This window comes from Atopobiaceae bacterium, from assembly GCA_022483015.1.
Lineage (GTDB): Bacteria > Actinomycetota > Coriobacteriia > Coriobacteriales > Atopobiaceae > JALCUE01.
Map to the genome: position 1 here is coordinate 1,416,742 of JAKVOB010000001.1, position 24,932 is coordinate 1,441,673.

General features: G+C 65.5%; 22 protein-coding genes. 18 read left to right on the top strand and 4 right to left on the bottom strand.

Going from position 1 to position 24,932, the window contains the following annotated elements; all coding sequences use genetic code 11:
• Nucleotides 1–7: 7 nt before the first annotated feature.
• The 3 genes from LKE50_06015 to LKE50_06025 are packed head-to-tail and all read left to right on the top strand — an operon-like array spanning nucleotide 8 to nucleotide 2,910.
• Nucleotides 8–1,243 carry a phenylacetate--CoA ligase gene (locus LKE50_06015; protein ID MCH3968155.1) on the top strand — a complete coding sequence of 412 codons (1,236 nt, stop codon included), beginning with the start codon at nucleotides 8–10 and terminating at the stop codon, nucleotides 1,241–1,243.
• 13 nt (nucleotides 1,244–1,256) lie between these two features.
• The gene (locus LKE50_06020; protein ID MCH3968156.1) at nucleotides 1,257–2,681 is read left to right on the top strand and encodes a bifunctional folylpolyglutamate synthase/dihydrofolate synthase; all 1,425 of its coding nucleotides are present in this window, start codon (nucleotides 1,257–1,259) and stop codon (nucleotides 2,679–2,681) included.
• Nucleotides 2,674–2,910, top strand: a complete 237-nt coding sequence (locus tag LKE50_06025) for a hypothetical protein (GenBank protein ID MCH3968157.1) — start codon at nucleotides 2,674–2,676, stop codon at nucleotides 2,908–2,910. The genes LKE50_06020 and LKE50_06025 overlap by 8 nt, the downstream gene beginning before the upstream one ends.
• A 97-nt stretch (nucleotides 2,911–3,007) precedes the next feature.
• Here the strand turns inward: LKE50_06025 and LKE50_06030 are convergent, their stop codons facing one another.
• Nucleotides 3,008–4,360: an NCS2 family permease gene (locus LKE50_06030; protein MCH3968158.1), complete on the bottom strand. Its 1,353-nt coding sequence runs from the start codon at nucleotides 4,358–4,360 to the stop codon at nucleotides 3,008–3,010.
• Nucleotides 4,361–4,774: 414 nt separating this feature from the next.
• Here LKE50_06030 and LKE50_06035 point away from each other — a divergent pair, with 414 nt between their 5' ends.
• The 6 genes from LKE50_06035 to LKE50_06060 all read left to right on the top strand — a co-directional run bounded on the left by LKE50_06035 (nucleotide 4,775) and on the right by LKE50_06060 (nucleotide 12,388).
• Nucleotides 4,775–5,206 (top strand): zinc ribbon domain-containing protein, encoded by a 432-nt coding sequence (locus LKE50_06035; GenBank protein ID MCH3968159.1) that lies wholly within the window; start codon nucleotides 4,775–4,777, stop codon nucleotides 5,204–5,206.
• A 137-nt stretch (nucleotides 5,207–5,343) separates the two neighbouring features.
• Nucleotides 5,344–7,107 carry a threonine--tRNA ligase gene (gene thrS / locus LKE50_06040; protein MCH3968160.1) on the top strand — a complete coding sequence of 588 codons (1,764 nt, stop codon included), beginning with the start codon at nucleotides 5,344–5,346 and terminating at the stop codon, nucleotides 7,105–7,107.
• Between the two features lie 20 nt (nucleotides 7,108–7,127).
• Nucleotides 7,128–7,844, top strand: coding sequence for a PLP-dependent transferase (locus LKE50_06045; protein ID MCH3968161.1), 717 nt, complete (start codon nucleotides 7,128–7,130; stop codon nucleotides 7,842–7,844).
• Nucleotides 7,845–8,157: 313 nt separating this feature from the next.
• Nucleotides 8,158–10,821 (top strand): bifunctional acetaldehyde-CoA/alcohol dehydrogenase, encoded by a 2,664-nt coding sequence (gene adhE / locus LKE50_06050; protein MCH3968162.1) that lies wholly within the window; start codon nucleotides 8,158–8,160, stop codon nucleotides 10,819–10,821.
• A gap of 66 nt (nucleotides 10,822–10,887) precedes the next feature.
• Nucleotides 10,888–11,640, top strand: coding sequence for an aminoglycoside phosphotransferase family protein (locus tag LKE50_06055; GenBank protein ID MCH3968163.1), 753 nt, complete (start codon nucleotides 10,888–10,890; stop codon nucleotides 11,638–11,640).
• A gap of 118 nt (nucleotides 11,641–11,758) precedes the next feature.
• Nucleotides 11,759–12,388: a hypothetical protein gene (locus tag LKE50_06060; GenBank protein ID MCH3968164.1), complete on the top strand. Its 630-nt coding sequence runs from the start codon at nucleotides 11,759–11,761 to the stop codon at nucleotides 12,386–12,388.
• Here the strand turns inward: LKE50_06060 and LKE50_06065 are convergent.
• The 3 genes from LKE50_06065 to LKE50_06075 all read right to left on the bottom strand — a co-directional run bounded on the left by LKE50_06065 (nucleotide 12,385) and on the right by LKE50_06075 (nucleotide 14,760).
• A complete protein-coding gene (locus LKE50_06065; GenBank protein ID MCH3968165.1) occupies nucleotides 12,385–12,888 on the bottom strand; it encodes a dihydrofolate reductase in 504 nt (167 codons plus the stop codon). The genes LKE50_06060 and LKE50_06065 overlap by 4 nt on opposite strands.
• Before the next feature lie 98 nt (nucleotides 12,889–12,986).
• Nucleotides 12,987–13,835, bottom strand: coding sequence for a thymidylate synthase (gene thyA, locus LKE50_06070; protein ID MCH3968166.1), 849 nt, complete (start codon nucleotides 13,833–13,835; stop codon nucleotides 12,987–12,989).
• Between the two features lie 37 nt (nucleotides 13,836–13,872).
• A complete protein-coding gene (locus LKE50_06075) occupies nucleotides 13,873–14,760 on the bottom strand; it encodes a hypothetical protein (protein MCH3968167.1) in 888 nt (295 codons plus the stop codon).
• Nucleotides 14,761–15,052: 292 nt separating this feature from the next.
• On the opposite strand from LKE50_06075, the gene LKE50_06080 reads away from it, so the two are divergent.
• From LKE50_06080 to LKE50_06120, 9 genes are all read left to right on the top strand, one after another.
• Complete coding sequence (locus LKE50_06080) at nucleotides 15,053–15,895, top strand: PRD domain-containing protein (GenBank protein ID MCH3968168.1); 843 nt, start codon at nucleotides 15,053–15,055, stop codon at nucleotides 15,893–15,895.
• A gap of 96 nt (nucleotides 15,896–15,991) precedes the next feature.
• Nucleotides 15,992–17,491, top strand: coding sequence for a PTS transporter subunit EIIC (locus LKE50_06085; protein MCH3968169.1), 1,500 nt, complete (start codon nucleotides 15,992–15,994; stop codon nucleotides 17,489–17,491).
• 174 nt (nucleotides 17,492–17,665) lie between these two features.
• Complete coding sequence (locus tag LKE50_06090) at nucleotides 17,666–19,111, top strand: glycoside hydrolase family 1 protein (protein ID MCH3968170.1); 1,446 nt, start codon at nucleotides 17,666–17,668, stop codon at nucleotides 19,109–19,111.
• 37 nt (nucleotides 19,112–19,148) lie between these two features.
• Complete coding sequence (locus LKE50_06095; protein MCH3968171.1) at nucleotides 19,149–19,667, top strand: glucose PTS transporter subunit IIA; 519 nt, start codon at nucleotides 19,149–19,151, stop codon at nucleotides 19,665–19,667.
• 1 nt (nucleotide 19,668) lies between these two features.
• On the top strand, nucleotides 19,669–19,929 hold the full coding sequence (locus tag LKE50_06100) for an HPr family phosphocarrier protein (GenBank protein MCH3968172.1): 261 nt from the start codon (nucleotides 19,669–19,671) through the stop codon (nucleotides 19,927–19,929).
• 73 nt (nucleotides 19,930–20,002) lie between these two features.
• Nucleotides 20,003–21,055, top strand: coding sequence for a peroxide stress protein YaaA (yaaA, locus tag LKE50_06105; protein MCH3968173.1), 1,053 nt, complete (start codon nucleotides 20,003–20,005; stop codon nucleotides 21,053–21,055).
• Nucleotides 21,056–21,163: 108 nt separating this feature from the next.
• Nucleotides 21,164–22,690, top strand: a complete 1,527-nt coding sequence (locus LKE50_06110; GenBank protein MCH3968174.1) for a C69 family dipeptidase — start codon at nucleotides 21,164–21,166, stop codon at nucleotides 22,688–22,690.
• A gap of 31 nt (nucleotides 22,691–22,721) precedes the next feature.
• On the top strand, nucleotides 22,722–24,239 hold the full coding sequence (locus tag LKE50_06115; protein ID MCH3968175.1) for an alpha-amylase: 1,518 nt from the start codon (nucleotides 22,722–22,724) through the stop codon (nucleotides 24,237–24,239).
• 196 nt (nucleotides 24,240–24,435) lie between these two features.
• Nucleotides 24,436–24,801 (top strand): YxeA family protein, encoded by a 366-nt coding sequence (locus tag LKE50_06120; GenBank protein MCH3968176.1) that lies wholly within the window; start codon nucleotides 24,436–24,438, stop codon nucleotides 24,799–24,801.
• Nucleotides 24,802–24,932 lie beyond the last annotated feature (131 nt).

The following is a 24,932-nucleotide window of genomic DNA, read 5'->3' on the forward strand; positions in this document are numbered from 1 at the left end:
CACCATCGTGCAGATCTCCGACTCACAGCTCGAGCTCGTCAACCGACAGATCGAGCGGCTTCGCGCCTCCAACAACTTCTACGGCACCAGGCTCAAGGAGGCGGGCGTTACCGGCTGCGACTCCGTCGAGGACTTCTGCCGCCTGCCCTTCTCGCAGAAGCAGGACCTGCGCGACGCCTACCCGCTGGGCCTTGCCGCCGTCCCCGAGGAGAAGATCGTCCGCATCCACTCGAGCTCGGGCACCACGGGTACGCCCGTGATCGTGCCCTACACCGCCAAGGATGTCGACGACTGGGCCATCCAGTTCGCGCGCTGCTACGAGATGGCGGGCATCAACGACAGGGACCGCATCCAGATAACCCCCGGCTACGGTCTCTGGACGGCGGGTATCGGCTTCCAGGCCGGTGCAGAGAAGCTCGGCGCCATGGCCATCCCCATGGGTCCCGGCAACACCGAGAAGCAACTGCAGTTCATGGTCGACATGCAGTCCACGGTGATCTGTGCCACGTCGAGCTATGCGCTCCTCCTGGCCGAGAAGGTGAACGAGCTGGGAATCCGCGACAAGATCGCTCTCAGGCACGGCGTCATCGGCTCCGAGCGCTGGGGTGCCAAGATCCGCGAGCGCATCATCGACGGCCTGGGGATCGACCTGTTCGACATCTACGGCCTCACCGAGGTCTATGGCCCCGGCATCGGCATCAGCTGTCAGTACAACCAGGGCATGCACATCTGGGACGACTACGTCTACCTCGAGATCGTCGACCCCGAGACAGGCGAGGACGTACCGGACGGCGAGTGGGGAGAGATCTGCATCACAACCCTCGTGAAGGAGGGGGCGCCCCTCATCCGCTTCCGTACGCACGACCTGTCGCGCATCGTGCCGGGCGCGTGCCCCTGTGGCTCGCCCTACCCTCGCATCGACACCATCAAGGGGCGTTCCGACGACATGTTCAAGATTCACGGCGTCAACGTCTTCCCCCGCCAGGTCGAGGAGATCCTGGCGCTGTTCCCGCAGCTGTCGAGCGAGTACCAGATCCGTCTCTCGCACCTCGAGGGCCGGGACACCATGCGCATCTACGTGGAGACCGACGGCACGCAGGACTTCTCGGACGTGGCCGAGGCCGTCGCCGAGGAGACGCGCAACCGCATCGGCTTCACCCCGCTCGTGAAGGTGGTCGAGCTCGGCGTGCTGCCTCGAAGCGAGAAGAAGACCAAGCGCGTGTTCGACGAGCGTTACGACTAGGGGAGTGGCCAGCTTGAGGTATGAGGTCCCGTTCGAGGTCGGTGCGATGACGTACGAGGAGTCGCTCGAGTGCCTGCACTCGGCGCTCCGCTTCGGCATCTGCCCGATGCTCGAGAGCGTCGAGGACATGCTGGCCGAGCTGGGCCATCCCGACGCATGCTTCCGCATCGTGCAGGTGGCCGGCACCAACGGCAAGACCTCCACGGCGCGCTATGCGGCGGCGGTCCTAGGTGGCGAGGGGATGCGTTGTGCGCTCTATACCTCGCCCGAGCTCGTGGACTACACCGAGCGCATGGAGGTGGCCGGACGCCCCGTCTCGCGCGAGTCCTTCGCGGCGGGCATCGCGGCCGCCTCGGCGGCAGGGGAGCGCGTGAACGCGTGCCGCGTCGAGGCAGGCGAGCGACCCTATGACATAACGGAGTTCGACCTGCTCACCGTGGGTGCCATGGTCGTCTTTGCCATGGCTGGCGTGGATGCCGCCGTGCTCGAGTGCGGTATGGGCGGCCGATGGGATGCCACGAGCGCCACAGCGCCCGAGGCCGTGGCCGTGACGGGCGTCGGGCTCGACCACATGCGCATCCTGGGTGACACGCTCGAGAAGATCGCGGGCGAGAAGGCCGCCATCATCAAGCGCGGCCGCTCGTGCGTGCTGGGCGTGGGTACCGCGACGCCCGACAGCGTGGAGGACGTGTTCCTGGACCAATGCGCGCGCGAGTGCGTGACACCCTGCCTGCTGCGTCCCGAGAACCTGGCAGACGCGGCCGGCGAGCTCCATCCTGGTGTGCCGCGGTCCCACGCGGACCTGCCACATGCAAGCTATGCCATCACGCACGCGCCCTCCTCGCTGGGTGATTCGCTCGTCCTCGACGTCACCACGCCGAGAAGGACCTATGCGCAGCTCGCCTGCGTGAAGCCTTCTTACCAGGCGGCAAACGTGGCCTGCGCGGTGGCGCTCGCGGAGGCCTTCCTCGGGCGTGCGCTCGATGCGGGGGCGCTCGCCAGGAGCGTGGCCGCGTGTCCCACGCCGGGGCGCTTCGACGTGCGCTCCGCCGCAGGCGAGCCGCTCGTCATGGTGGATGCGGCGCATAACCCGCAGTCCATCCAGACCTTCCTGGCTAGCCTTGCCGCGATCGAGCCCGATGCTGCCGCCCGGCCGCAGCTGCTCTGTGCGGTCCTCGCCGACAAGGACGTCGCGGGCATCGTGCACCTCCTCGCGCACGAGTTTCCCCGTGTGTCGGTATGCCGCACGGACTCGCCAAGGGCCATCGCTCCCGACGAGCTGGCGGACCTCTTCCGCGCCGAGGGCGTGGAGCCCGAGCACCTATGGGCAGACGCCCCCGAGGCCGTGGCCTCCCTTTCCGGGCAGTCCTATGTGGCCGTGGGATCCATCACCCTCGCTGGCGCCGTCGCGGGATGCCTGCGAGGTGCCCATGTCTGATGCAGACGAGAGGCCATGCTGCCCGCGGTGCGGATCGACCGATGTGGCACAGGTCGTCTATGAGCCTACGAGCTGGGGAGACGACCTGGGGAGGCGGCTTGCCGCCGGCGAGGTCGTGCTGGGCGAGATCTGCCGCTGCAACGGTGACGCCGCCTGGCAGTGCAACGACTGCGGGCTGAGGTTCGGCCACGACGGGGGACCTGCGGTCGGTGCTGGGGGAGAGCTCTAGGCCGAGGCTGGCTCCCATGGTCGAAAACCGCAGGCAACGCATGCTGGCTGCCGCGTTGCACGACGAATCCGACCCGCGACCCTCCCCAGACCTGCCCCTACGACAGCGCGAACGTGAGCACGAAGGTCGCGAGGAACACCGCCGAGGTGACCCACATGAGCGGTCCGACCTCGCGTACCCGGCCGACGCAGGTCATGATCAGGCAGTACGAGATGAACCCCAGGGCGATGCCGTCGGGGATCGAGTAGGTGAGTGGGATCGCGACGATGGTGAGGAACGACGGGAAGGCGACCGTCATATCGCCCCAGGCGATCTTGGAGACGTCGCACATCACCAGGAAGCCGACCACGACCAGGGCCCCGCAGGTCGCTGCCTCGGGCACCATTCCCACCACGGGCGAGAAGAACGCGCAGGCAAGGAAGAGCGCTGCCACGAAGACGTTCGAGAGACCCGTCCGCGCACCGGCCGCGGCGCCCGAGGCCGACTCCACATAGGAGGTCACGGACGAGGCGCCGATGAAGCCGCCCACGGCCGCGGCGACGGAGTCCACCGTGAGCAGGGTCCTGAGGTCGAGCACGTCGCCCTTCTCGTCGACGAAGTCGCCCCTCTGCCCTACGGCGAGCACGACTCCCATGGTGTCGAAGAAGTCGCTGATGAGCATGCTGAGCACGAAGAGCAGCAGCATGGGTTGGGCAAAAACCTGCAGGATGGCCATGGTTCCTTGGGGCGTGACCTGGAACGGTGCCGCGAACGCGCTCAGGTCCAGCGAGAAGGTCCACTCACTGGGCAGCTTGGTCACGCCGAGGGGGATGCCGATGAGCGTCGCCACGAGTATCGAGATGATGAAGTCGCCGCGCACGTGGCGCGCATGGAGCACCACGGCCAGTGCCAGCGAGACGAGCGCCACGAGGGCGGTCGGCTCGGCGAGGTCTCCCATGGTCACGAAGGTCGACTCGCTCGCGACCACGATGCCGCCGCCCTTGAGACCGATGAAGGCAAGGAGGAGCCCGAGTCCGATGCTGATGGCGCGGCGCAGGTCCACGGGGATGGCCTTGAGTATCGCCTCGCGCACGCCGAAGGCGACCAGCACCAGGATGAGCAGCCCCTCGAGCATGACGCAGGCCATGCCCACACGCCAGTCGACGCCCTGCCCCAGGCAGATTCCATATACCAGCACGGTGCTGGTGCTGAGTCCCGACGCGAGTGCGAGGGGTCGGTTGGCTATGAGGCCCATGGCAAGGGTCATGAGGGCGGCACCGAGGCAAGTCGCGGTCAATGCTGCCGAGAAGGGCATCCCAGCCGAGGCGAGCATGGTCGGGTTGATCGTGACGATGTAGACCATGGTGAGGAAGGTGGTGAGTCCGCCCATGGCCTCGGTGGCCACGGAGGAACCACGAGCCTCGACCTTGAAGAGGCGCTCGGTCATGGAGGTGCCGCTATGGTCGGTCACGTGGGCTCCTCTCGTCGGGGCAACGCAACTCCCATGATAGGCGAGCCCAGCGCCGAGGCCCCGGGGTTTGGGGGAGCGGTCGATGGGCGGTACCCTGATCCCCGGGGTCACTATCGCCAGGCAACGTGCATGCTTGCTCGCGTTGCCTGCCCGAAGTGACCCGCGAGGGGCCCGCAGCAGACCTCTCAGGTCACTATCGCCAGGCAACGTGCGTGTCCGCTCGCGTTGCCTGCCCAAAGTGACCTGCCAGCAGCTCGCCGTCCACCCTCGACTCCGGCCTACTATGGTGATTTGCGCCCAGCCCTATCTCAGGTATGGTGCCTACCCCATGTTTTGCTACAATCGCTCAGGACTGCCGTTGTGCACGTATGGCTGTCCGGCATCTATGGTCGACCAAAAGGAGAGCCACCCCGTATGTCAGATCTTCTCGACCAACTCATCACGCCCGAGGTCCGTATGGTGCTCTACCTCATGCTCGCCTGCGTGGTCATGCTCTACGTCCTCTCCATCGTCTATGTCATCCGCGACGCCCAGCGCAGGGGTGCCGAGCCCTGGTGGCTCTGGGGCATCATCTCGGTGGTGCCGATCGTCGGCCTCCTGGCCTACGTCATCCTGCGTCCCAGCTCCTACCTCGTGGACCGCGAGGAGCAGGACCTCGACATCGCCCTCCGTGAGCACCAGCTCTCGCACTACGGCATCTGCCCCAAGTGCGGCACCCCCATCGACAAGGACTTCGTGGTGTGCCCGGTGTGCAACACCCAGGTGCGCAACGTATGCCCCACGTGCCATCGCCCCTTGAACGCGGACTGGAAGGTCTGCCCGTATTGTCGAACTAGGATCCTCTAGGCGCACGCAGCGAGCCTGTGGCCACACGGTCGCGGGCGACAGCGATGCGCACGACCGCTCGCACGCCATCTGGCGGGCGAGCGGTTCTCATGTCACGACCAACCCTGATGGCTCGTACGAGCAGTGAGGAAGCAACGATGAAGGTTCTCTACAACGATGGCTCGGTCAAGGACTGCCCCGAGGACGAGGAGGTCCATGTCATCCGCCACACGGCGGCCCACGTGCTGGCCCAGGCCGTGAAGCGTCTCTATCCCGAGGCCGACTTCGGCTATGGCCCTGCCACCGACAACGGCTTCTACTACGACATCGACCTCGGCGACACCAAGCTCACCGATGACGACCTCGCTCGCATCGAGGACGAGATGCACAGGATCGCGAAGGAGAACCTCAAGGTCACGACCTTCGAGCTCCCACGCGACGAGGCCATCAAGCTCATGCAGGAGCGCGGCGAGAAGTACAAGGTCGAGCACATCGGCGACCTGGCCGAGGATGCCCGAATCACGTTCTACCAGCAGGGCGACTACATCGACATGTGCATCGGGCCCCACCTCACCTACACCAAGGGCCTCAAGGCCTTCAAGATCACCGGCCAGTCCGGCGCCTACTGGAAGGGCGACAAGGCCAACAAGATGCTCACCCGCATCAACGGCATCGCCTTCCGCAACAAGGCCGACCTCGAGGCCCACATGACGCTCCTCGAGGAGGCGGCCAAGCGAGACCATCGCAAGATCGGTCGCGAGATGGGCCTGTTCATGTTCTCCGACGAGGGCCCGGGATTCCCGTTCTTCCTCCCCAACGGCATGCTCGTGCGCAACGCCCTCATGGACTACTGGCGCGAGGTGCACCATGCCGCCGACTACGACGAGATCTCGACGCCGGTCATCCTGAACCGCGAGCTCTGGGAGACGAGCGGCCACTGGGACCACTATCACGACAACATGTACTTCACCAAGATCGATGACGAGGACTATGCCATCAAGCCCATGAACTGCCCGGGCTCGGTGCTGGTCTACAAGAGCGAGCCGAGGAGCTACCACGACCTGCCGTTGCGCTATGCCGAGTGCGGCCTGGTGCACCGTCACGAGATGCGTGGCGCCCTCCATGGCCTGTTCCGCGTCCGCTGCTTCACGCAGGACGATGCCCACCTCTACATCACGCGTGACCAGATCGCCGAGGAGGTCGTCAACGTCGCTCACCTCATCATGAGCGTGTATGACAAGTTCGGCTTCCCGTACCATGTGGAGCTCTCCACGCGTCCTGACGACTCCATGGGCTCCGACGAGGACTGGGAGGCCGCGACCGAGGGCCTCAAGGGTGCCCTCGACAAGCTTGGGATGGACTACGTCGTGAACGAGGGAGACGGCGCCTTCTACGGTCCCAAGATCGACTTCCACCTCGAGGACTGCCTGGGACGTACCTGGCAGTGCGGCACCATCCAGCTCGACTTCCAGATGCCGCAGAACTTCGACCTCACCTACACGGCGGCCGACGGCTCCAAGCAGCGCCCCATCATGATCCACCGCGTGGTGCTCGGCTCGGTCGAGCGCTTCCTTGGCATCCTCATCGAGCACTACGCCGGCAAGTTCCCCACCTGGCTCGCTCCCTGCCAGGTCAAGGTCCTTCCCGTCTCGGCCAAGTCCATGGACTACGCCCGCGAGGTCACGGACAGGCTCAAGGCTGCCAAGGTGCGCGTGGTCCTCGACGAGCGTGACGAGAAGATCGGTTACAAGATCCGCGACGCACGTGGCGTGGACCGCGTGCCTTATATGCTCATCCTCGGCGAGAAGGAAGCCGAGGCTGGCATCGTCTCGGTGCGTGACCGCTCCAACGAGACCCACCAGTCGTCGCTCGACGACTTCCTGGCCTCGCTCACCGCAGAGATCGCGGAGCGTCGCTGCTAGCGATGGCGCGACTGTCTCACATGAATGACGCGTCGACGACGCCCGAGGCCACCTGTGCTGCGGGCGTCGCTCGCCTCCTGGGCGCGGGCCGTGCCTGGCTCGTGGACCTGTCCGGGGTCGACGAGGCCGTGCGCGCCGCCGGCCTCGATGCTGCCCTGCTCCTACCGGTGCTCGGTGTGGCGCCGGACGGCGCCCGTGTCGACGTCACCGACCTGCCCGCACGTTCCGAGGCCTCCCACGCCAAGGGGGAGCCTCTGGTGGTCGACGTCTCTTCGGTCGGCCTCTCGGGCTGCGTGGCCTGCGCTCATGGGGCCGACGTGGCGGTCTGCGCCCTTGACGGTGGGGGAGTGGCCATCGGCCTCTCGCGGGACGCGCTGCGTGCGGAGGTCTCGCGCGACATCGTGTGGCACCTCAATGACCTTCCGCAGCTCCGCCTCTTGGAGACCGATCTCGAGCGCTCATGCCGGTGCCATCGTGACGGCTCGGACGTCGCGGCGGTGGTCGCGCGCTACCTGTCGTGTCACCCGGCGGTGGCGGCCGTGTCCTACCCGGGACTGCCGGCGGACCCCTCCTTCCCGGTGGCGTCGAGGGTGCTCGCCCATGGGTTCGGGCCTCTCGTGCTCTATCGGCTGGCCGTTGCGCCAGATGCGGGCATGACCATGCTCGACTGTGCCGGCGACAGCCAAAAAGCCCTCATCGAGGCCCTCGAGTCACGGATCGCACATACTTCGCAGTAGATCGTCGCCGGGCGACAGGCCCCATACCTGGGTCTCGCCGTAGTTGCAAAGAGTACTTAGCAAAAGTTGTCCCTTTCTGGATGTACATCTTCGAGGAAGCTGCTCTCACAGGCGAAAATTGTTGCGACAACAGTAAACAGTTGTTGCCATGTGGTTAGAATTGGACGCAACGAGAGGCTCGCGCCACAGGTGCGTCCCTCCCTGCTCGCTGGTTCTTCTCGCACGCCCATGGCCTTGTCATGCCCGTGCGTGGGAAATAGCTCGTCAGGTTACGCTCGACCAATCGGTTCAACCGAGTGAAGTGGAGGCTGGAATGGCGAAGGCGGCTACAAAGACGAAGGCGACCAAGCCCGAGGCAGAGGGTACGGTCATCACCGACGTCGACGCGCTGGAGAAGCGCATCCAGGAGATGCGCAGCGCCCAGGCGGAGTTCGCGACGTTCACACAGGAGCAGGTCGACAAGATCTTCTTCGCGGCGGCCATGGCTGCCAACAAGCAGCGCATCCCCCTGGCGAAGCTCGCCGTCGAGGAGACGGGCATGGGTGTGGTGGAAGACAAGGTCATCAAGAACCACTACGCCGCCGAGGAGTTCTACAACAAGTACAAGAACATGAAGACCTGCGGCGTCGTCGAGGAGGACAAGGCGTACGGCTACAAGGTCATCGCCGAGCCCATGGGCGTCGTGGCGGCGGTCATCCCCACCACCAACCCGACCTCCACGGCCATCTTCAAGTGTCTCATGTGCCTCAAGACCAGGAACGCCATCATCATCAGCCCGCACCCCCGTGCCAAGGCATCGACCATCGCTGCGGCCAACGTCGTGCGCGAGGCCGCCGAGGCGGCTGGCTGCCCCAAGGGCATCATCGACTGGGTCCCGTCACCCACGCTCGACCTGACGGCCGGCCTCATGCACGATGCCGATATCATCCTGGCCACCGGTGGCCCCGGCATGGTCAACGCCGCCTACTCCTCGGGCAAGCCTGCCCTGGGTGTCGGCCCTGGCAACACGCCTGCCATCATCGATGACACGGCTGACGTCCGCCTGGCCGTCAACTCGATCATCCACTCCAAGACCTTCGACAACGGCATGATCTGCGCGTCCGAGCAGTCCGTGACCATCGTGGGCGACAAGACCTACAAGGCCGCACGCGCGGAGTTCGCAGCCCGTGGCTGCTACTTCCTCAAGGGCGACGAGCTCGACAAGGTCCGGAAGACCATCATCATCAACGGCTCGGTCAACGCCAAGATCGTGGGCCAGTCCGCCTACACCATCGCCAAGATGGCCGGCGTCGACGTCCCCGTGAAGACCAAGATTCTGATCGGCGAGGTCACGAGCGTCGATCCCTCCGAGGAGTTCGCGCACGAGAAGCTCAGCCCCGTCCTGGCCATGTACAAGGCCAAGGACTTCGAGGACGCCCTCGCCAAGGCCGAGCGCCTCGTGGCAGACGGCGGCTACGGCCACACGTCCTCGCTCTACATCGACGTCAACGAGACCGAGAAGATGGCCGAGCACGCCGAGCGCATGAAGACGTGCCGTATCCTCATCAACACCCCCTCCTCGCAGGGCGGCATCGGCGACCTCTACAACTTCAAGCTCGCCCCCGCGCTCACGCTGGGCTGCGGCAGCTGGGGCGGCAACTCCGTCTCCGGCAACGTCGGTCCGCAGAACCTGCTGAACTACAAGTCCGTGGCTGAGAGGCGGGAGAACATGCTCTGGTTCCGTACCCCCGATAAGGTGTACTTCAAGAAGGGCTGCATGCCCGTTGCCCTCGACGAGCTCGGTTCGGTCATGGGCAAGAAGCGCTGCTTCATCGTGACGGACCAGTTCCTCTACAAGTCTGGCTTCTCCAAGTCCATCGAGGACAAGCTCGACGAGATGGGCATCGTCCACTCCTGCTTCTGGGACGTCGCCCCTGACCCCACGCTGCAGTGCGCCCGTCGCGGCGAGGAGCAGATGCGCGCCTTCGAGCCCGACTGCATCATCGCCCTCGGTGGCGGCTCCGCCATGGACTGCGGCAAGATCATGTGGATGATGTACGAGCACCCCGAGTGCAAGTTCGAGGACATGGCCATGGACTTCATGGACATCCGCAAGCGCGTCTACACGTTCCCCAAGATGGGCGAGAAGGCCTACTTCATCGCCATCCCGACCTCCTCGGGCACCGGCTCCGAGTGCACGCCGTTCGCCATCATCACCGATGCCGACACGGGCACCAAGTGGCCCATCACCGACTACGCCCTCATGCCGAACATGGCCATCGTCGACGTCGACAACATGATGACCCAGCCCAAGGGCCTCACCGCCGCTTCCGGCGTGGACGTCCTCACGCACGCCCTCGAGGCCTATGTCTCGATCATGGCATCCGACTTCACCGACGCCATCGCCATCAAGGCCATGCAGCTGGTCTTCGCCAACCTGCCCTCGGCCTATGACAACGGCGCGCATGACCCCAAGGCCCGCGAGGGCATGGCCGACGCGAGCTGCCTGGCCGGCATGGCCTTCGCCAACGCGTTCCTCGGCCTCAACCACTCGCTGGCCCACAAGCTCGGCGCCTTCCACCACATTCCCCACGGTGTCGCCAACGCCATCATCCTCACCCGCGTCATGCGCTACAACGCGGCCGACCGTCCCACCAAGATGGGCACCTTCTCGCAGTACGGCTATCCCCATGCCAAGGCCCGCTATGCAGAGGCCGCGCGTGCCTGCGGCGTCACTGGCAAGGACGACAACGAGGTCTTCGAGAAGTTCCTGGCCAAGATCGACGAGCTCAACGAGCATGTCGGCATCCCCAAGACCATCAAGGACTTCGGCATCGACGAGAAGGACTTCCTCGACACGCTCGATGACATGACCGAGCAGGCCTTCAACGACCAGTGCACCGGCGCGAACCCCCGCTACCCGCTCATCAGCGAGATGAAGGAGCTCTACCTCGACGCCTACTATGGTCGCGAGCCCAGGAGCTACGAGGACGAGTAGTCCGTCTGCCGCATAGTCGCCGGGGGCGCGCCTGCGCCCCCGGCATACGATACCAAGGGAGTGAACATGATCATCTCCGACAAGAAGGTGGAGCTGGCACGCCGCGGCAACAAGGTGGTCTACGACGACGGCGACCGCATCATCAAGGTCTTCAACGACACCAAGCCTGCCTCTGACGTGTTCAACGAGGCGCTCAACTTCGCGCGCGTCGAGGAGTCCGGCATCGCTACGCCCAAGATCCTCGAGGTCTCGAAGGCACCTGAGGGCTGGGCCCTCGCGACCGAGAAGGTCCCGGGCTGCACGCTGGCCTCCAAGATGGAGACCGACGGCTTCGAGGCACACCTCGAGGAGTTCGTCGACCTCCAGCTGAGCATCCATGCCCACAAGAGCCCGCTGCTGCCCCGCCAGAAGGACAAGTACGCCCGCATGATCGAGGGTCTCGACAGCATCGATGCCTCCACGCGCTACGAGCTGCAGATGCGCCTCGACGGCATGAAGGCCCACGACAAGGTCTGCCATGGCGACTACAACCCCACCAACGTCATCGTGGGTGACGACGGCAAGCTCTACGTCTGCGACTGGGCGCATGCCACCCAGGGCAACGCCAGCGCCGATGCGGCCATGTCCTACCTGCTGCTCGCGATTGACGACGAGGACAAGGCCAAGGCCTACCTCGACATGTACTGCACCAAGTCCGACACGCCTCGCCAGCTCGTGCACCAGTGGCTCTCCATCGTCGCTGCCTCCGAGCTCGCCCGTCACCGCAAGGTCAACGAGGAGTTCCTCATGCGGTGGATCGACGTGGCCGACTACCAGTAGGCCAGGCGCACGCGTCTGCTCTGCGGACCCGTCCCTCCGGGGGCGGGTCCGTCCTTCTCTGTAAGGCCTGTATACTGGGACGGACGTCCGCTCGTACCATCTACCGAGGGAGAGACCCATGAGGTCGCATGTCGCGACACATACCCGCATCCTTGCCATCCTGCTCGTCGCCGTCCTGGCGCTTGTCCCCGTGCTTGCGACCACGGGATGCCGTTCGCAGAAGGACGAGGAGGCGGACATCTCCTCGCAGGTCGATGCCTCTCTCGATGCCCTCGGGACTGCGGACGAGGCCACGATCGAGGACATGCTCGGCGATGACCTGGTGAGCGAGCTCCAGGGCTATGGGGTCTCGGCCTCTGACCTCTACCATGCCCTGCTCAAGCACTTCTCCTACACGGACGATGGTGTCACCGTCGACGGCGACACGGCCACCGTGACGCTCACGTCCACCAACGTCGACTTCGACTCGGTGGCCACGGCCTGGAACGAGGAGGTCACGGCCTACGCCAGCTCCGACGAGGGCGCCCAGGTCTACACCAACGGTGGGCAGAGCGGTTTCATGAAGGTGTGCCTCCAGAAGCTGATGGACCGTCTGAACGCTGACGACGCACCCCTCAAGACCAGCGATGCGACAGTCACCCTCACGCGGGGGTCTGACGGCACGTGGAACGTCTCCGACCAGTCTGCGCTCGAAGGCGTGCTCCTGGGAGGGTCGAGCATCTCGTCGATCTCCGGCGATGCGAGCTAGTCGATGATCCTGAGGTAGGTCTCGAACGAGAAGGGCACCCCTTCGTCCGTGACCCCTCCTGGATGCGTCTCCTCGAGCTCCCAGCCGGGGATCTTGGTGAGGTCAGGGAAGAAGGCGTCGGCTGGGCGGGTGCAGCGGTTGCGCGTGACGAAGACGCGCTCGCAGTAGGGGAGGAAGGTGCGGTAGACGGCCTCGCCGCCGATGACCCACACGTCCTCGTCCTGTGCCGTCATCCTGAGTGCGTCGCGGACGCCATGCGCCAGCTCGAATCCCTCGCGAGGCGTGGCCTCGTCACGGGTGAGCACGATGTTGCGGCGGTTCTTGAGGGGACGCGCGCCGGGAAGCCCCTCCTGGGTCTTCCTGCCCATGATGCAGGTCCCGCCAGTGGTGAGGCTCACGAAGTGGCGCATGTCGTCGTGGTTCGCCACGAGCAGCTGGCCCTTGTGGCCGATTCCCCAGTCATCGCAGGTGGCGACGACGGCGTTCATGTGTTGCGACACGTAATCAATCCCCTCGAGGTTCCGTCTGACGCATCCCTTTATACGCTCGCAGGCCCAGCTCGGCAAATCGGTGGGAGGGATGTCGTGCCAACATCGGGCTATACCGCGATGGGGATGCCCTTCACCTGCGGCCCGTGCTGGTAGTCCTCCACGATGAGGTCGTCCGTCGTGAAGTCGTAGAAGTCGTGCACGTCAGGATCGAGGCGTACCGTGGGTGCCGGGAGGTGCGGGCGGGAGATGAGCTCGCGCACGATGTCGACGTGGCGGTCGTAGATGTGGGCGTCCGATATCACGTGGAGGAGCTCGCCGGCGATCATGCCCTCCACCTGGGCCACCATCATGAGCAGGATGGCGTACTGGCAGACGTTCCAGTTGTTGGCCGCGAGCACGTCCTGGCTTCGCTGCATGAGGAGCATGTTGAGCGTCGGGCGGTCCTGTCCTGGGTCCTGGGTGACGTTGTACGTCACGCTGTAGGCGCAGGGGTAGAGGTGCATCTCGTGGAGGTCCGCGAAGGTGTACATGTTGGTCATGATGCGGCGCGAGTAGGGCGTGTGCTCGAGGTCATAGAGCACACGGTCCATCTGGTCGAAGTCGCCCTCGGGATAGTGCGAGCGCTGGGCGATCTGGTAGCCGTAGGCCTTGCCGATGCTTCCGGTCTCGTCGGCCCACTCGTCCCAGATGTGGCTGTTGAGGTCATGCACGTCGTTGGACTTCCGCTGGTAGATCCAGAGGATCTCGTCCATGCAGCTCTTGAGGGCCGTGCGACGTAGTGTGAGCGCAGGGAACTCCTCGCGAAGGTCGTAGCGGTTGGTGACGCCGAACCGCTTGATGGTGTAGGCAGGGGTGCCGTCCTCCCAATGGGGGCGGACCTTCTGGCCCTCGGTGGTGGTGCCATGGTCGATGATGTCATGGCACATGTCGCAGAACAGGTCGTCAGCCTTGCTCATGGCGCTTCCCATCTGATCGAGGCGTTATTGATGCCGCCTATTTCTGTGCCGAGAGGGACAGGGCCTCGACGAGCGCCTCGCCGGATGCGGTGGCGTCGGTGTTCGTCTGCTCGTCGGCGGTGTAGAGGTCTCCGACGGTCTTGCCGTCAGGGGACTGCGTCATGGCGATGATGCTCGAGATGGTGGCCCAGCGGTCGACGGCCTTCTCTTGCGCGTCCGTGAGGCTGGTCGTGATGGCACTCGCGTATGAGCCGGAGACGTTGCTCGGGACCTGGATGGCCTTGAGGTCGGCGGTGGCCTGCTCGGCGACCTGTGCGGCCGATGCCAGCTCGCTGTTCACGGTGTCGGTGTCGTCGCCGGCCTTCGCCGCGGCGTTGAGGTGGCTCGCGACGGCGGTGTCAGCCTCGTCGTCGACCGAGACGAGCGACCTCACGTAGGTCGACACGTTGGAGGTGGCGCCGGAGTAGTCGGTGGCCGCGACCTCGCTCGAGATGTCATAGGTATAGAGGTAGAGGTCGTAGTAGAGCGCGTTCTCCTGCGTGAGGGACTCCTTGGTCACGTCGGCACCCTGGCCTGTGCTCGAGTCACCGCCGAGAAGGTCCTCGAGCGAGCCGGTGTCCGGTTCGGACTCAGATCCATAGCCATAGCCATAGCCGTCGCCATAGTCGTTGCTCGAGCTGCTGCCGTACTCGCTGCCGAGCATCGCGCCGAAGACCGCCGAGACGCAGCTCGAGATGCCCGAGGCGAGCAGCAGGCAGGCGGCGATGACGGCGACCACGATGACGTAGGCGGCATAGCCGCTCCTGTTGTGCTCGGAGTCGGTGGTGGCGCTGGCGGTCTCGATGACCTCCTCCTGGGCGTCAGGGGAGTCGGGCTGGCCAGCGGTAGGCTGGCCCTGGGGGTTCGTGGGGATGTTCTCGTCCATCAATGAGGTCCTCTCTCGGGCGATGTGCTGCCCTGATTCTAGCCGACTCGTCGTGGGTACGTGTGAAGCATCGGAGACGTGCGCTTCTTCGGGAGCCTGACGAGCATCTGAAATTGATTGGTACCAGCGGTCGGTTCTTCTCGGTGAGCGGTAGTCTACGGTTTTCTGGTCATGTCCCTCGAGGGGTTCGGCTAACATGCAATGCGTTGCAAGGCTGTTACTCCTCGGAGGCACCACTTGCGCAGGTCGTCGGTTCTCGTCGTCTGCTGCGCTGGGTCTCGGAGGTTTTTTCATGCGCATCGTCAAGAAGATCAACAACAACGTGGCGCTCGCGCAGGATGCGTCGGGCGAGGACGTCATCGTCTTCGGCAAGGGCATCGGCTTCCCGGCCGTGCCCTATGACCTCGATGACGAGACACGTGTCGAGCGGACCTTCTTTGACGTCGACGAGTCCGTGGCCTCTGCGGTCCAAGGCGTCCGCGATGACGTCCTCCTGGCCTCCTCCGACATCGTGGACCTGGCACGGATGGAGCTCGGCAAGCTCAACGGCAACATCGTCTTCACGCTTGCCGACCACCTCCAGTTCGCCACCGAGCGCACCACGCAGGACATCCAGATCGATAACCCGCTCTCGTGCGAGGTCGCCTACGTCTACCCCCGCGAGACCGAGCTGGGTACCAAGGCCCTGGGCATCTTCAAGAGCCGCACCGGCGTGGAGCTTCCCAAGAGCGAGGCCTGCTCGATCGCCCTGCATATCGTGAACGCCGAGGCAGACGAGGGCAGCACCGGGGACATGCACCTCGTGATGGAGAGCGCCCGCATCATCGAGAAGGTCACGACCATCCTCGAGCACGAGCTCGGCCTCGAGCTCGACCGCTCCTCCTACGCCTACGTCCGCTTCGTGGCGCACCTGCGCTACCTGCTGGGGCGCCTCATGAACGACGAGCCCATGCAGACCAAGAACAGGTCGCTCTTCACGCAGGCCGCCAAGGACTTCCCTGTTGCCTACCGCTGTGCCTATGCCATCGAGAAGCACCTCGAGGCCGAGCATGGCTGGCATTGCTCCGACGAGGAGCTGCTCTACCTCATGATGCACGTCAACCGCCTGGCTGCTGCCTCGTCGCCGCAGCCCTAGTACCTGGTCTTGCGCGTCCCAGGCGCCGGGACGCACCAGATAGCACGACCTCATGCACCTCACCACAGAAGAAGCACCTCACCAAGGGAGGAAACGATGGCTGGAAAGTACGATGCGCTCGCGCGCACCATCATCCAGAACGTCGGCGGCAAGGAGAACATCATCTCCGTCGCCCACTGCATCACCCGTCTTCGCTTCAAGCTCAAGGACGAGAGCAAGGCCAACACCGACATCCTCGAGCAGACGCAAGGCGTCATCAAGGTCATGGTCACCAACGGCCAGTACCAGGTCGTCGTGGGCCAGGCCGTGGACAACATCTATGACGCCGTCCTCGCGGTGGGTCACATCACCCCGGGAGGCACCGTCGACGTCGACGGCAACCCTGTCGATGACGACGGCGGCTCCGGCGAGAAGAAGGGCATCGCTGCGAAGCTGATCGACATCATCTCCGGCATCATTGCCCCCACGCTCGGCATGCTCTCTGCCGCAGGCATCCTCAAGGGCATCTGCGCCCTCTGCACCTTCATGGGCTGGCTCTCCACCACCGACGGCGCCTACATGATCATGTACGCCATGGGCGACGGCTTCTTCTACTTCCTTCCTATCGTTCTCGGCTACACCGCCGCAAAGAAGTTCAAGTGCTCCGAGTTCGTCGGCATGGGCATCGGCATCGCCCTCGTCTATCCCACGATGGTCGCCCTGACGTCCTCGGGCAACGCCTTGGGAAGCCTCTTCGCGGGCACCATCTTCGAGATGGACTATTACACCACCTTCTTCGGCATCCCCGTGATCATGCCGGCCTCGGGCTACACGAGCTCCGTCGTGCCAGTCATCCTGGCCGTGTGGTTCGCGGCTAAGGTCGAGCATTGGTTCAAGCCCCACTGCCCCGACGCCGTGCGCCTGTTCCTGCTCCCGCTCGTCACGCTCTTCGTCACCGTCGTCGTGACCTATCTCGTCATCGGCCCGGTCGCCTCGCTTGCCTGCTCGCTCATCTCGGCCTTCTTCCAGGCCATCATCAGCATTCCCACCATCGGTCCCGCACTCATGGGTGCCTGCGTGGGTGCGTTCTGGCAGGTCTTCGTCATCTTCGGATTCCACTGGGCGCTCGTGCCTATCGCCATGCTCAACTTCACCAACCTCGGCTATGACACGATCCTCGCAGCCTCGTGGGTCTGCTCGTTCGCCCAGATCTTCGCCGTGCTCGCCGTGATGCTGCGCACCAAGGACAAGCACCTCAAGGAGGTCTGCCTGCCCGCGTTCATCACCGGTCTCTTCGGTGTGACCGAGCCTTCCATCTACGGTGTCACGCTGCCCAAGAAGACCCCGTTCATCATGAGCTGCATCGGTTCCGCCATCGGCGGTGCCGTCGACATCATGCTGGGCGGCCGTCAGTTCTCCATGGGTGGCATGAGCTTCTTCACCCTCCCCGTGATGATCGACCCCAGCGAGGGCGGCGTGGGCATCCAGCCCGTCATCGCCGCACTCATCGGTGCCGCCGTCGCCCTCTCCATCACCTTCGTTCTGACCTGGATCACCTACAAGGACGATCCCAAGGTCATCGAGAAGGCAAAGGAAGAGGAGCTCCAGGCCGCGTAGCGTGCCTGCCGCCCCTTCCGGGCGCGACGTGCGGGAAGCCTACCCCCGCGCGCCGCGCCACGAAGGTGCAGCGGGCCATGCGACGGGGCACATGCCATCCGCGATGTGCCATCCGACCGTGACCGTGGCCAAGAGGCACCAGACACAACAGCGCACTTCAACAAGGAGGACCATATGGACAGCACGTTTCCCAAGGGGTTCTATTGGGGAGGCGCCACCGCCGCCAACCAGTTCGAGGGAGCCTGGGACGTCGACGGACGCGGGCCTTCCGTGGACGATCACTTCACGGGTGGCAGCTTCGAGCGCCCTCGCGAGATCACGCGCGACATCCGCCCCGACGTGCTCTATCCCAACCATGATGGCATCGACTTCTACCATCACTACCATGAGGACCTCGGCCTGTTCGCCGAGATGGGCTTCAACATGTTCCGCATGTCCATCTCGTGGAGCCGCATCTTCCCCAACGGGGATGACGCGGAGCCTAACGAGGCCGGGCTTGCCTTCTACGACAGGGTCTTCGACCGCTGTCATGAGCTGGGCATCGAGCCTCTGGTGACCCTCTCGCACTACGAGATGCCCTACCACCTGGTGGATGAGTACGACGGCTGGTCCTCGCGCGACCTCATCGGCTTCTTCGAGCGCTACTGCCAGGTCGTGCTCGACCGCTATCACGACAAGGTCACCCACTGGCTCACCTTCAACGAGATCAACTGCGGCGTCATGGACATGGGCGCCATGATGGAGACGGGCATCATCCAGGGCTTCGAGGGCCCGGCGAGTGACATCCGTACCACGGCCCAGCAGCGGTTCCAGGCGCTCCATCACCAGTTCGTGGCAAGCGGCCGCGTGGTGCGCTACGCCCATGACCACTACCCCGAGCTCAAGATGGGCAACATGGACTGCTTCATCCTGTCGTACCCGGCCACGTGCGACCCGGCCGACGTCCTCGCCAACCAGGCCCAGATGCGCACCGCCAACTGGTTCTGCTCGGACGTCCAGGTGCGAGGCGCGTACCCCTCCTATGCCGCGCGGCTCTTTGCCGAGAATGACGTGCACCTGGCCATGGAGCCCGGCGACCTCGATGACATCGCGGCCGGCAAGGTCGACTTCTACACCTTCTCGTACTACATGAGCACCACCACCGGCACGCATGACGACTTCGCCGAGACTGCCGGCAACATGACCTTCGGCGGCGAGAACCCCTACCTCGAGAAGACCGATTGGGGCTGGCAGATCGACCCGGCAGGTCTCCGGTATGCCCTCAACGAGATCTACGACCGCTATCAGATCCCGCTCATGGTGGTGGAGAACGGCATGGGTGCCAAGGACGTGGTCGAGGCCGACGGCTCCGTCCATGACCAGTACCGCATCGACTACCTCAAGAAGCATGTGCGCGCGATGGGGGAGGCCATCGCCGATGGCGTCGACCTCATCGGCTATACCTGGTGGGGACCGATCGACCTGGTGTCTGCCGGCACCGGCGAGATGCGCAAGCGCTACGGTTTCATCTATGTCGACAAGCACGACGACGGTACGGGGAGCTACGAGCGCAGCCGCAAGGACTCGTTCTACGCGTACCAGAGGATCATCAGGTCGAATGGCGAGGAAGGCCTGGAGTAGCGCCTCGGCGCCGCTCCTGTGAGGAAAGGGGACTGCAATGGGTCTGTTCGACAGGTTCAAGAAGGAGAGCGTACCTGACCCCATCACGACGCACGTCGGCACCGACGAGGTGGCCGCCCCGGTCCCGGGGCGCGCGATCGCCCTCGCCGACGTGCCCGACCCCGTCTTCGCGGGTGGGGTCCTGGGGCAAGGCCTCGGCATCTGGCCGAGCGATGGCATCTGCTACGCCCCGGTGGCCGGTACCGTCACGGCCACCACGGCGACCAACCATGCGGTGGGCCTCACCACGGCAGACGGCATCGAGGTGCTGATCCATATCGGAGTCGACACCGTCGACATGAAGGGCGAGGGCTTCAAGCGGTTCGTCGAGAAGGACGACGTCGTCGCGGCGGGGTCACCGCTCGTGAGCTTCGACGTCGACAAGATCAAGGCGGCCGGCCATGACGAGGTCGTGATCTGCGTGGTCTCGAACACGCCGGAGTTCGCCTCGGTCGAGGCACTGGCGTCCGGCGAGGTCGAGGCCGGGTCTCCCGCCATCAAGGTGACCAGGAAGTAGCATGCGCGAGCTCACACATCACATCGACGACCGGCTGGGCTTCCATGCCCAGCCGGTCGTCCGTCTCGCGCAGGAGTGCGCCCGCTGGTCGTCCGTCGTCGCCGTATCGGTCGAGGGCGGCTCCCATGAGGCCCTCGGCACGGACCCCATGGCGCTTCTCGCCCTTGACGCGAGCTGTGGGGACGTCCTCCATGTGGGCGTCGAGGGGGCTGACGAGGACGAGGCTGCCGCGGCTGTCGCGGCCGTCCTGGAGGGCCTGTAGGCGCGGCCCGGACCCATCCGTCGCACGGCATCCCGGGGCCCTCGGGTATCATCGACCCCAAGGGGGGGTCCTGATGTCGCTCTGCCTGCTCATATCGCCCGCCAAGCGCATGGCCGAGCCTGACACGCTCGCGCCACGCTCCGTGCCAGCCTGCGTCGCGGACGCCGAGCGGCTGGTAGGTGCCCTACGCGCGCTCGATGCCGACGAGCTGCAGCGGCTCTGGCACGTCTCGGACGCCTTGGCCCACGAGAACCTCGACCGGCTCGAGGCGCTGGACGTCACCGGCGCGACTGCCGGGCTCGTGCCGGCCGCGCTCTCCTTCGAGGGCATCCAATACCAGCATCTCGCTGCCGGCGTCATGGACGAGGCGGAGCTCGACTGGCTCCAGGGACACCTGCGCATCCTCTCGGGGCTCTATGGGGTGCTGCGGCCCCTCGACGGCATCAGGCCCTATCGGCTCGAGATGGGGGCCAGGCTGGCCATGCCGGCCCCTGCACACGGATGTCCCACGCCAGGCCCAACCAAGGACCTCTACGGCTTCTGGGGGCCGGTCCCTCTCGACGTCATGGCGCACGAGGTGGCGATGCCCACCTTGGTGAACATCGCGTCCAAGGAGTATGCGCGCGCCGTCGTCCCCTGGGCCAGGGAGGCGGGCATACCGGTGCTGACGTGCCTGTTCGGCGACGTGCGCGAGGCAGACGGACACCTGGTCCAGCGTGCGACCGAGGCCAAGGCGGCGCGCGGCACCTTCGTGCGATGGTGTGCCGAGCAGCGGGTGGCCGACGTGGGCGACCTGACGTCCTTCTCGGAGCGGGGCTATGCGCTCGACGAGGGCCGCTCGGACGCGGGCACCCTCGTCTTCGTGCGCGACGTCATCCCGGCGCCGTGGTGGCTCTATGTCCTCAGGTGCGCGGACGGCAGCCTCTACACCGGCATCGCCACCGACGTGGAGCGGCGCCTCGCCGCCCACAACTCGGGCCGCGGAGCCAAGTACACGCGCAGCCATGGCCCCTGCGAGGTCGTCTACCGTGAGCCCTGCACGGACAAGTCGACCGCACTCAGGCGCGAGCTCGAGGTCAAGGGTCTCTCCCGCGCGCAGAAGCTCAGGCTCGTGGCAGGCGCCTAGGCCATCTCTCGTCCGTCTGCCGTCGCTCCCGTCGACCCCGTCCTGTCACATGTGCGTGCTATGCTCGGCTGCATCAGTCGTAACCATGCCATCGTGAAAGGTGAGCCCATGCCCTGCACAACGCTGCTCGTAGGAAAGCGCGCCAGCTATGACGGGTCCACGATCGTCGCTCGCAACGAGGACTCGGAGGCTGGCCAGTTCAACCCCAAGTGCCTCCGCGTCATCGAGCCTGCCGACCAGCCGCGCCACTACCGCTCGGTCCTCTCGCACCTCGAGCTCGACCTGCCGTCAGACCCCATGCGCTACACGTCGCTCCCCGACGCCTCGACCGCACGTGGCGTCTGGGGCGAGGCGGGCATCAACACCTGCGACGTCTCGATGAGCGCGACCGAGACCCTGACCACCAACGAGCGCGTCCTGGGGGCCGACCCCCTGGTGGAGCTCACCTGCGCCACAGGGACCCCGGGCGAGGACTCCTCCCAGCCCGAGCGCGCCGGTGGCCTCGGCGAGGAGGACCTGCTCACCGTGGTGCTGCCCTACATCCACAGCGCCCGCGAGGGCGTGGCCAGGCTGGGCGCCCTGCTCGAGGAGTACGGCACCTACGAGTCCAACGGCATCGCCTTCTCGGACGTCGACGAGGTCTGGTGGCTCGAGACCGTGGGCGGTCACCACTGGATCGCGCGCCGGGTACCCGACGACTGCTACGTCACGGCCCCCAACCAGCTTGGCATCGACTCGTTCGACCTCACGGACGCCCTGGGCGAGGCGACCGACCACCTCTGCTCGCCCGACCTCGTCGAGTTCGTCGAGAAGAACCACCTCGACCTCGGGCTGGGCGACCCGCGCGTCGACGGTCACCGCATCCTCGACGCCCGCGCCGCCTTCGGCTCGGCCTCGGATGCCGACCATGTCTACAACACGCCGCGCGCCTGGGCGATGCAGCGCTTCCTGAACCCCCATGCCGAGCCGTGGGACGTGCCTGACCAGGGCCTCGACCCTGACTCCGATGACATCCCGTGGTGCCGCGTGCCCGAGCGCAAGGTCACCATCGAGGACGTGCGCTACACCCTTGCCCTCCATTACCAGGGCACGCCGTACGACCCCTTCGGCCGCGGCGGCGACGAGGTGACCCGCCACCTGCTCAGGCCCATCGGGATCAACCGTAACGGGCAGCTCTCCGTCGCGCAGATCAGGCCCGACGCGCCTGACGCCTGCCGTTCCGTGCAGTGGGTCGCCTATGGCTGCAACGTCTTCAACGCCCTCGTCCCTCTCTATGCCAACGTCGACCGCGCGCCGGCCTACCTCGCCGTCACACCTCCCACGCCCACCACGACCAGCCACTACTGGGCCAACCGCATCATCGCGGCGCTCGCGAGCCCCCACTTCCATGACTGCGAGGCACACGTCGAGCGCTACCAGCAGCGGGTGGGTTCGCAGGGCCATGCCATCCTGAACCGCACCGACGCCCATGTGGCCGAGGCCGGCCTTGCCTATGCCGATGCGCCCGAGACCTTGGCCGGGGCCAACGACGAGGCCGCGCACATGCTCGAGGCGGAGACCAACGACCTCCTCGCGCACGTGCTCTACGAGTCGAGTTGTGACATGGGGAACGCCTTCTCGCGCTCCGACATGTAGCCGTCGCGGACGGCAAGAGGGGAGGCCTCGTATGAACGGGACGATGCTCCAGGGTTTCTCGTGGTACCTGCCGAGTGACGGCAGGCACTGGAAGCGGCTGGCCAAGATGGCGCCGGGCTTCACGCACGTCGGCATCACGGCGGTCTGGATGCCCCCTGCCTATAAGGGGCAGGGCGGCAAGGACGACGTGGGCTACGGGGTATATGACACCTATGACCTGGGAGAGTTCGACCAGAAGGGCACCGTCGCCACCAAGTATGGCACCAAGGCGGAGCTCCTGGCGGCCGTAGGTGCCCTCCACAAGGCGGGCATCGAGGCCATCGGCGACGTCGTGCTCAACCATCGCATGGGTGCAGACGAGTGCGAGCAGGTCGAGGCCGAGGAGGTCAACCCCAACAACCGCGAGGAGGAGACGAGCGGCCCCGAGACCATCACGGCCTGGACCAGGTTCACCTTCCCAGGGCGGCATGGCACCTACAGCGACTTCACCTGGGACTGGAACTGCTTCCACGGCACGGACTACGACGAGGCCACCAAGCGGAGCTCGATCTGGCTCTTCCAGGGCAAGCACTGGGACGACGAGGTCACCCACAAGGAGAACGGCAACTTCGACTACCTCATGGGCGACGACGTCGACCTGCTCTATCCGCCCGTCTACGACGAGCTCGTGCGCTGGGGCGTGTGGTATGTCGAGACCTGCGGCCTGGACGGCGTGCGCCTGGATGCCCTGAAGCACATGAGCCGCGAGTTCTACCTGCGCTGGCTCGCGGACGTGCGCGCCGCCACCAAGCGCGAGCTCTTCTGCGTGGGCGAGTACTGGACGCCCGACCTGGGCGACCTCCAGGCCTACCTCGGCTCCGAGGAGGTCATGAGCCTGTTCGACGTGCCGCTTCACTACAAGCTCTTCATGGCCTCGAGCTCGCAGGGTTCGCAGGACCTGGCCCACATCTTCGACGGCACCATCGTGTCGGCCGACCCGGTCCATGCCGTCACCTTCGTCGAGAACCACGACACGCAGCCCAACCAGGCGCTGGCCTCGACCGTCGAGGGCTGGTTCAAGCCTTCGGCCTACGCACTCATACTCCTGCGCGAGGCGGGCTATCCCTGCGTGTTCTATGGTGACCTCTTCGGCATGCCCAACGACGGCGGCATCCCCGCCGTCAAGGAGCTGCCGCTGCTCATGGAGTGCCGCCGCAGCTTCGCCTATGGCACGCAGCGCGACTACCTCGACGATGCCGACCTCATCGGCTGGACGCGTGCTGGCGACCCCTCGCAGGCACCGGCGGACGTGGCCAAGCTCCCAGGCGGCGTGGCCGTGGTGCTGTCCGATCGCAACGACGGCGCCAAGCACATGTGCGTGGGGGAGGGGCACGTGGGCGAGACCTGGCGCTGCGTGATCGGCGCCGAGGCCGACGTGACCATCGGCGAGGACGGCTGTGCCGACTTCGACGCAGGTCCGGGGAGCCTCTCCGTCTACCTGCCCGCGCCTGCGGCCGATGCCCTCGAGCACGACCGCATCCTGACCAGGAGGCCGCCCGCCTCGGCGTGACGGTTCCTCTCGGCATCCCCCATAAGGCCCTGCACCCTTACAAAAGCGCAAGCCAGACGTAAGCCCTGCGTTCGTGTGTCGCAGGGTGCGCTGGCCCATGATTGTCCTTGTCGGAGGCACCCGTCAGGAGGACGGGCCGAGAAGGACCTCATGGTCCGGCTTGCGAAGGGGCTTCCGCCGAGGATGGGAGCGGGTCATGGGAATCGGCAAGAAGGTATTCGTGGGGGTGGCCTGCGTGGTCGTGGCCATGGCGTGTGCCATCGTGATACCGCGCGTGGCGGCTGCCGCGATGTCCAAGTCCTACTACGTGCAGGTCTCGGGACAGGGGATCGAGAGCGAGGTGCCCGAGGCCGGCGAGTGCTACTACACCTATGCGCTCACCGCAGCCGATGCCAGCGGCTCGACCACGCAGGTCGAGGTCCAGTCGATGCTCGGCAACGGTCCCTTCAGGGACGGCGCCTGGCTCTGTGTCCAGGTGCAGCAGGACGGCACCGTGAGGAGCTTCTCGGAGGTCGACAAGGCTGACGTCCCCGCGCCTGCGCTGTCGGCGCTGGGGGCCTGACGATCGATGGGGCCCGCAGGCCGCGACCTCTTGCCCTGCGGGCTCGTCCGCTCTAACTGGTATGGTATTGATACCGTATCCATTAAGCTGCCGTTTACCGACGTATCTCACCACTCGTAGCGCCATGGGAA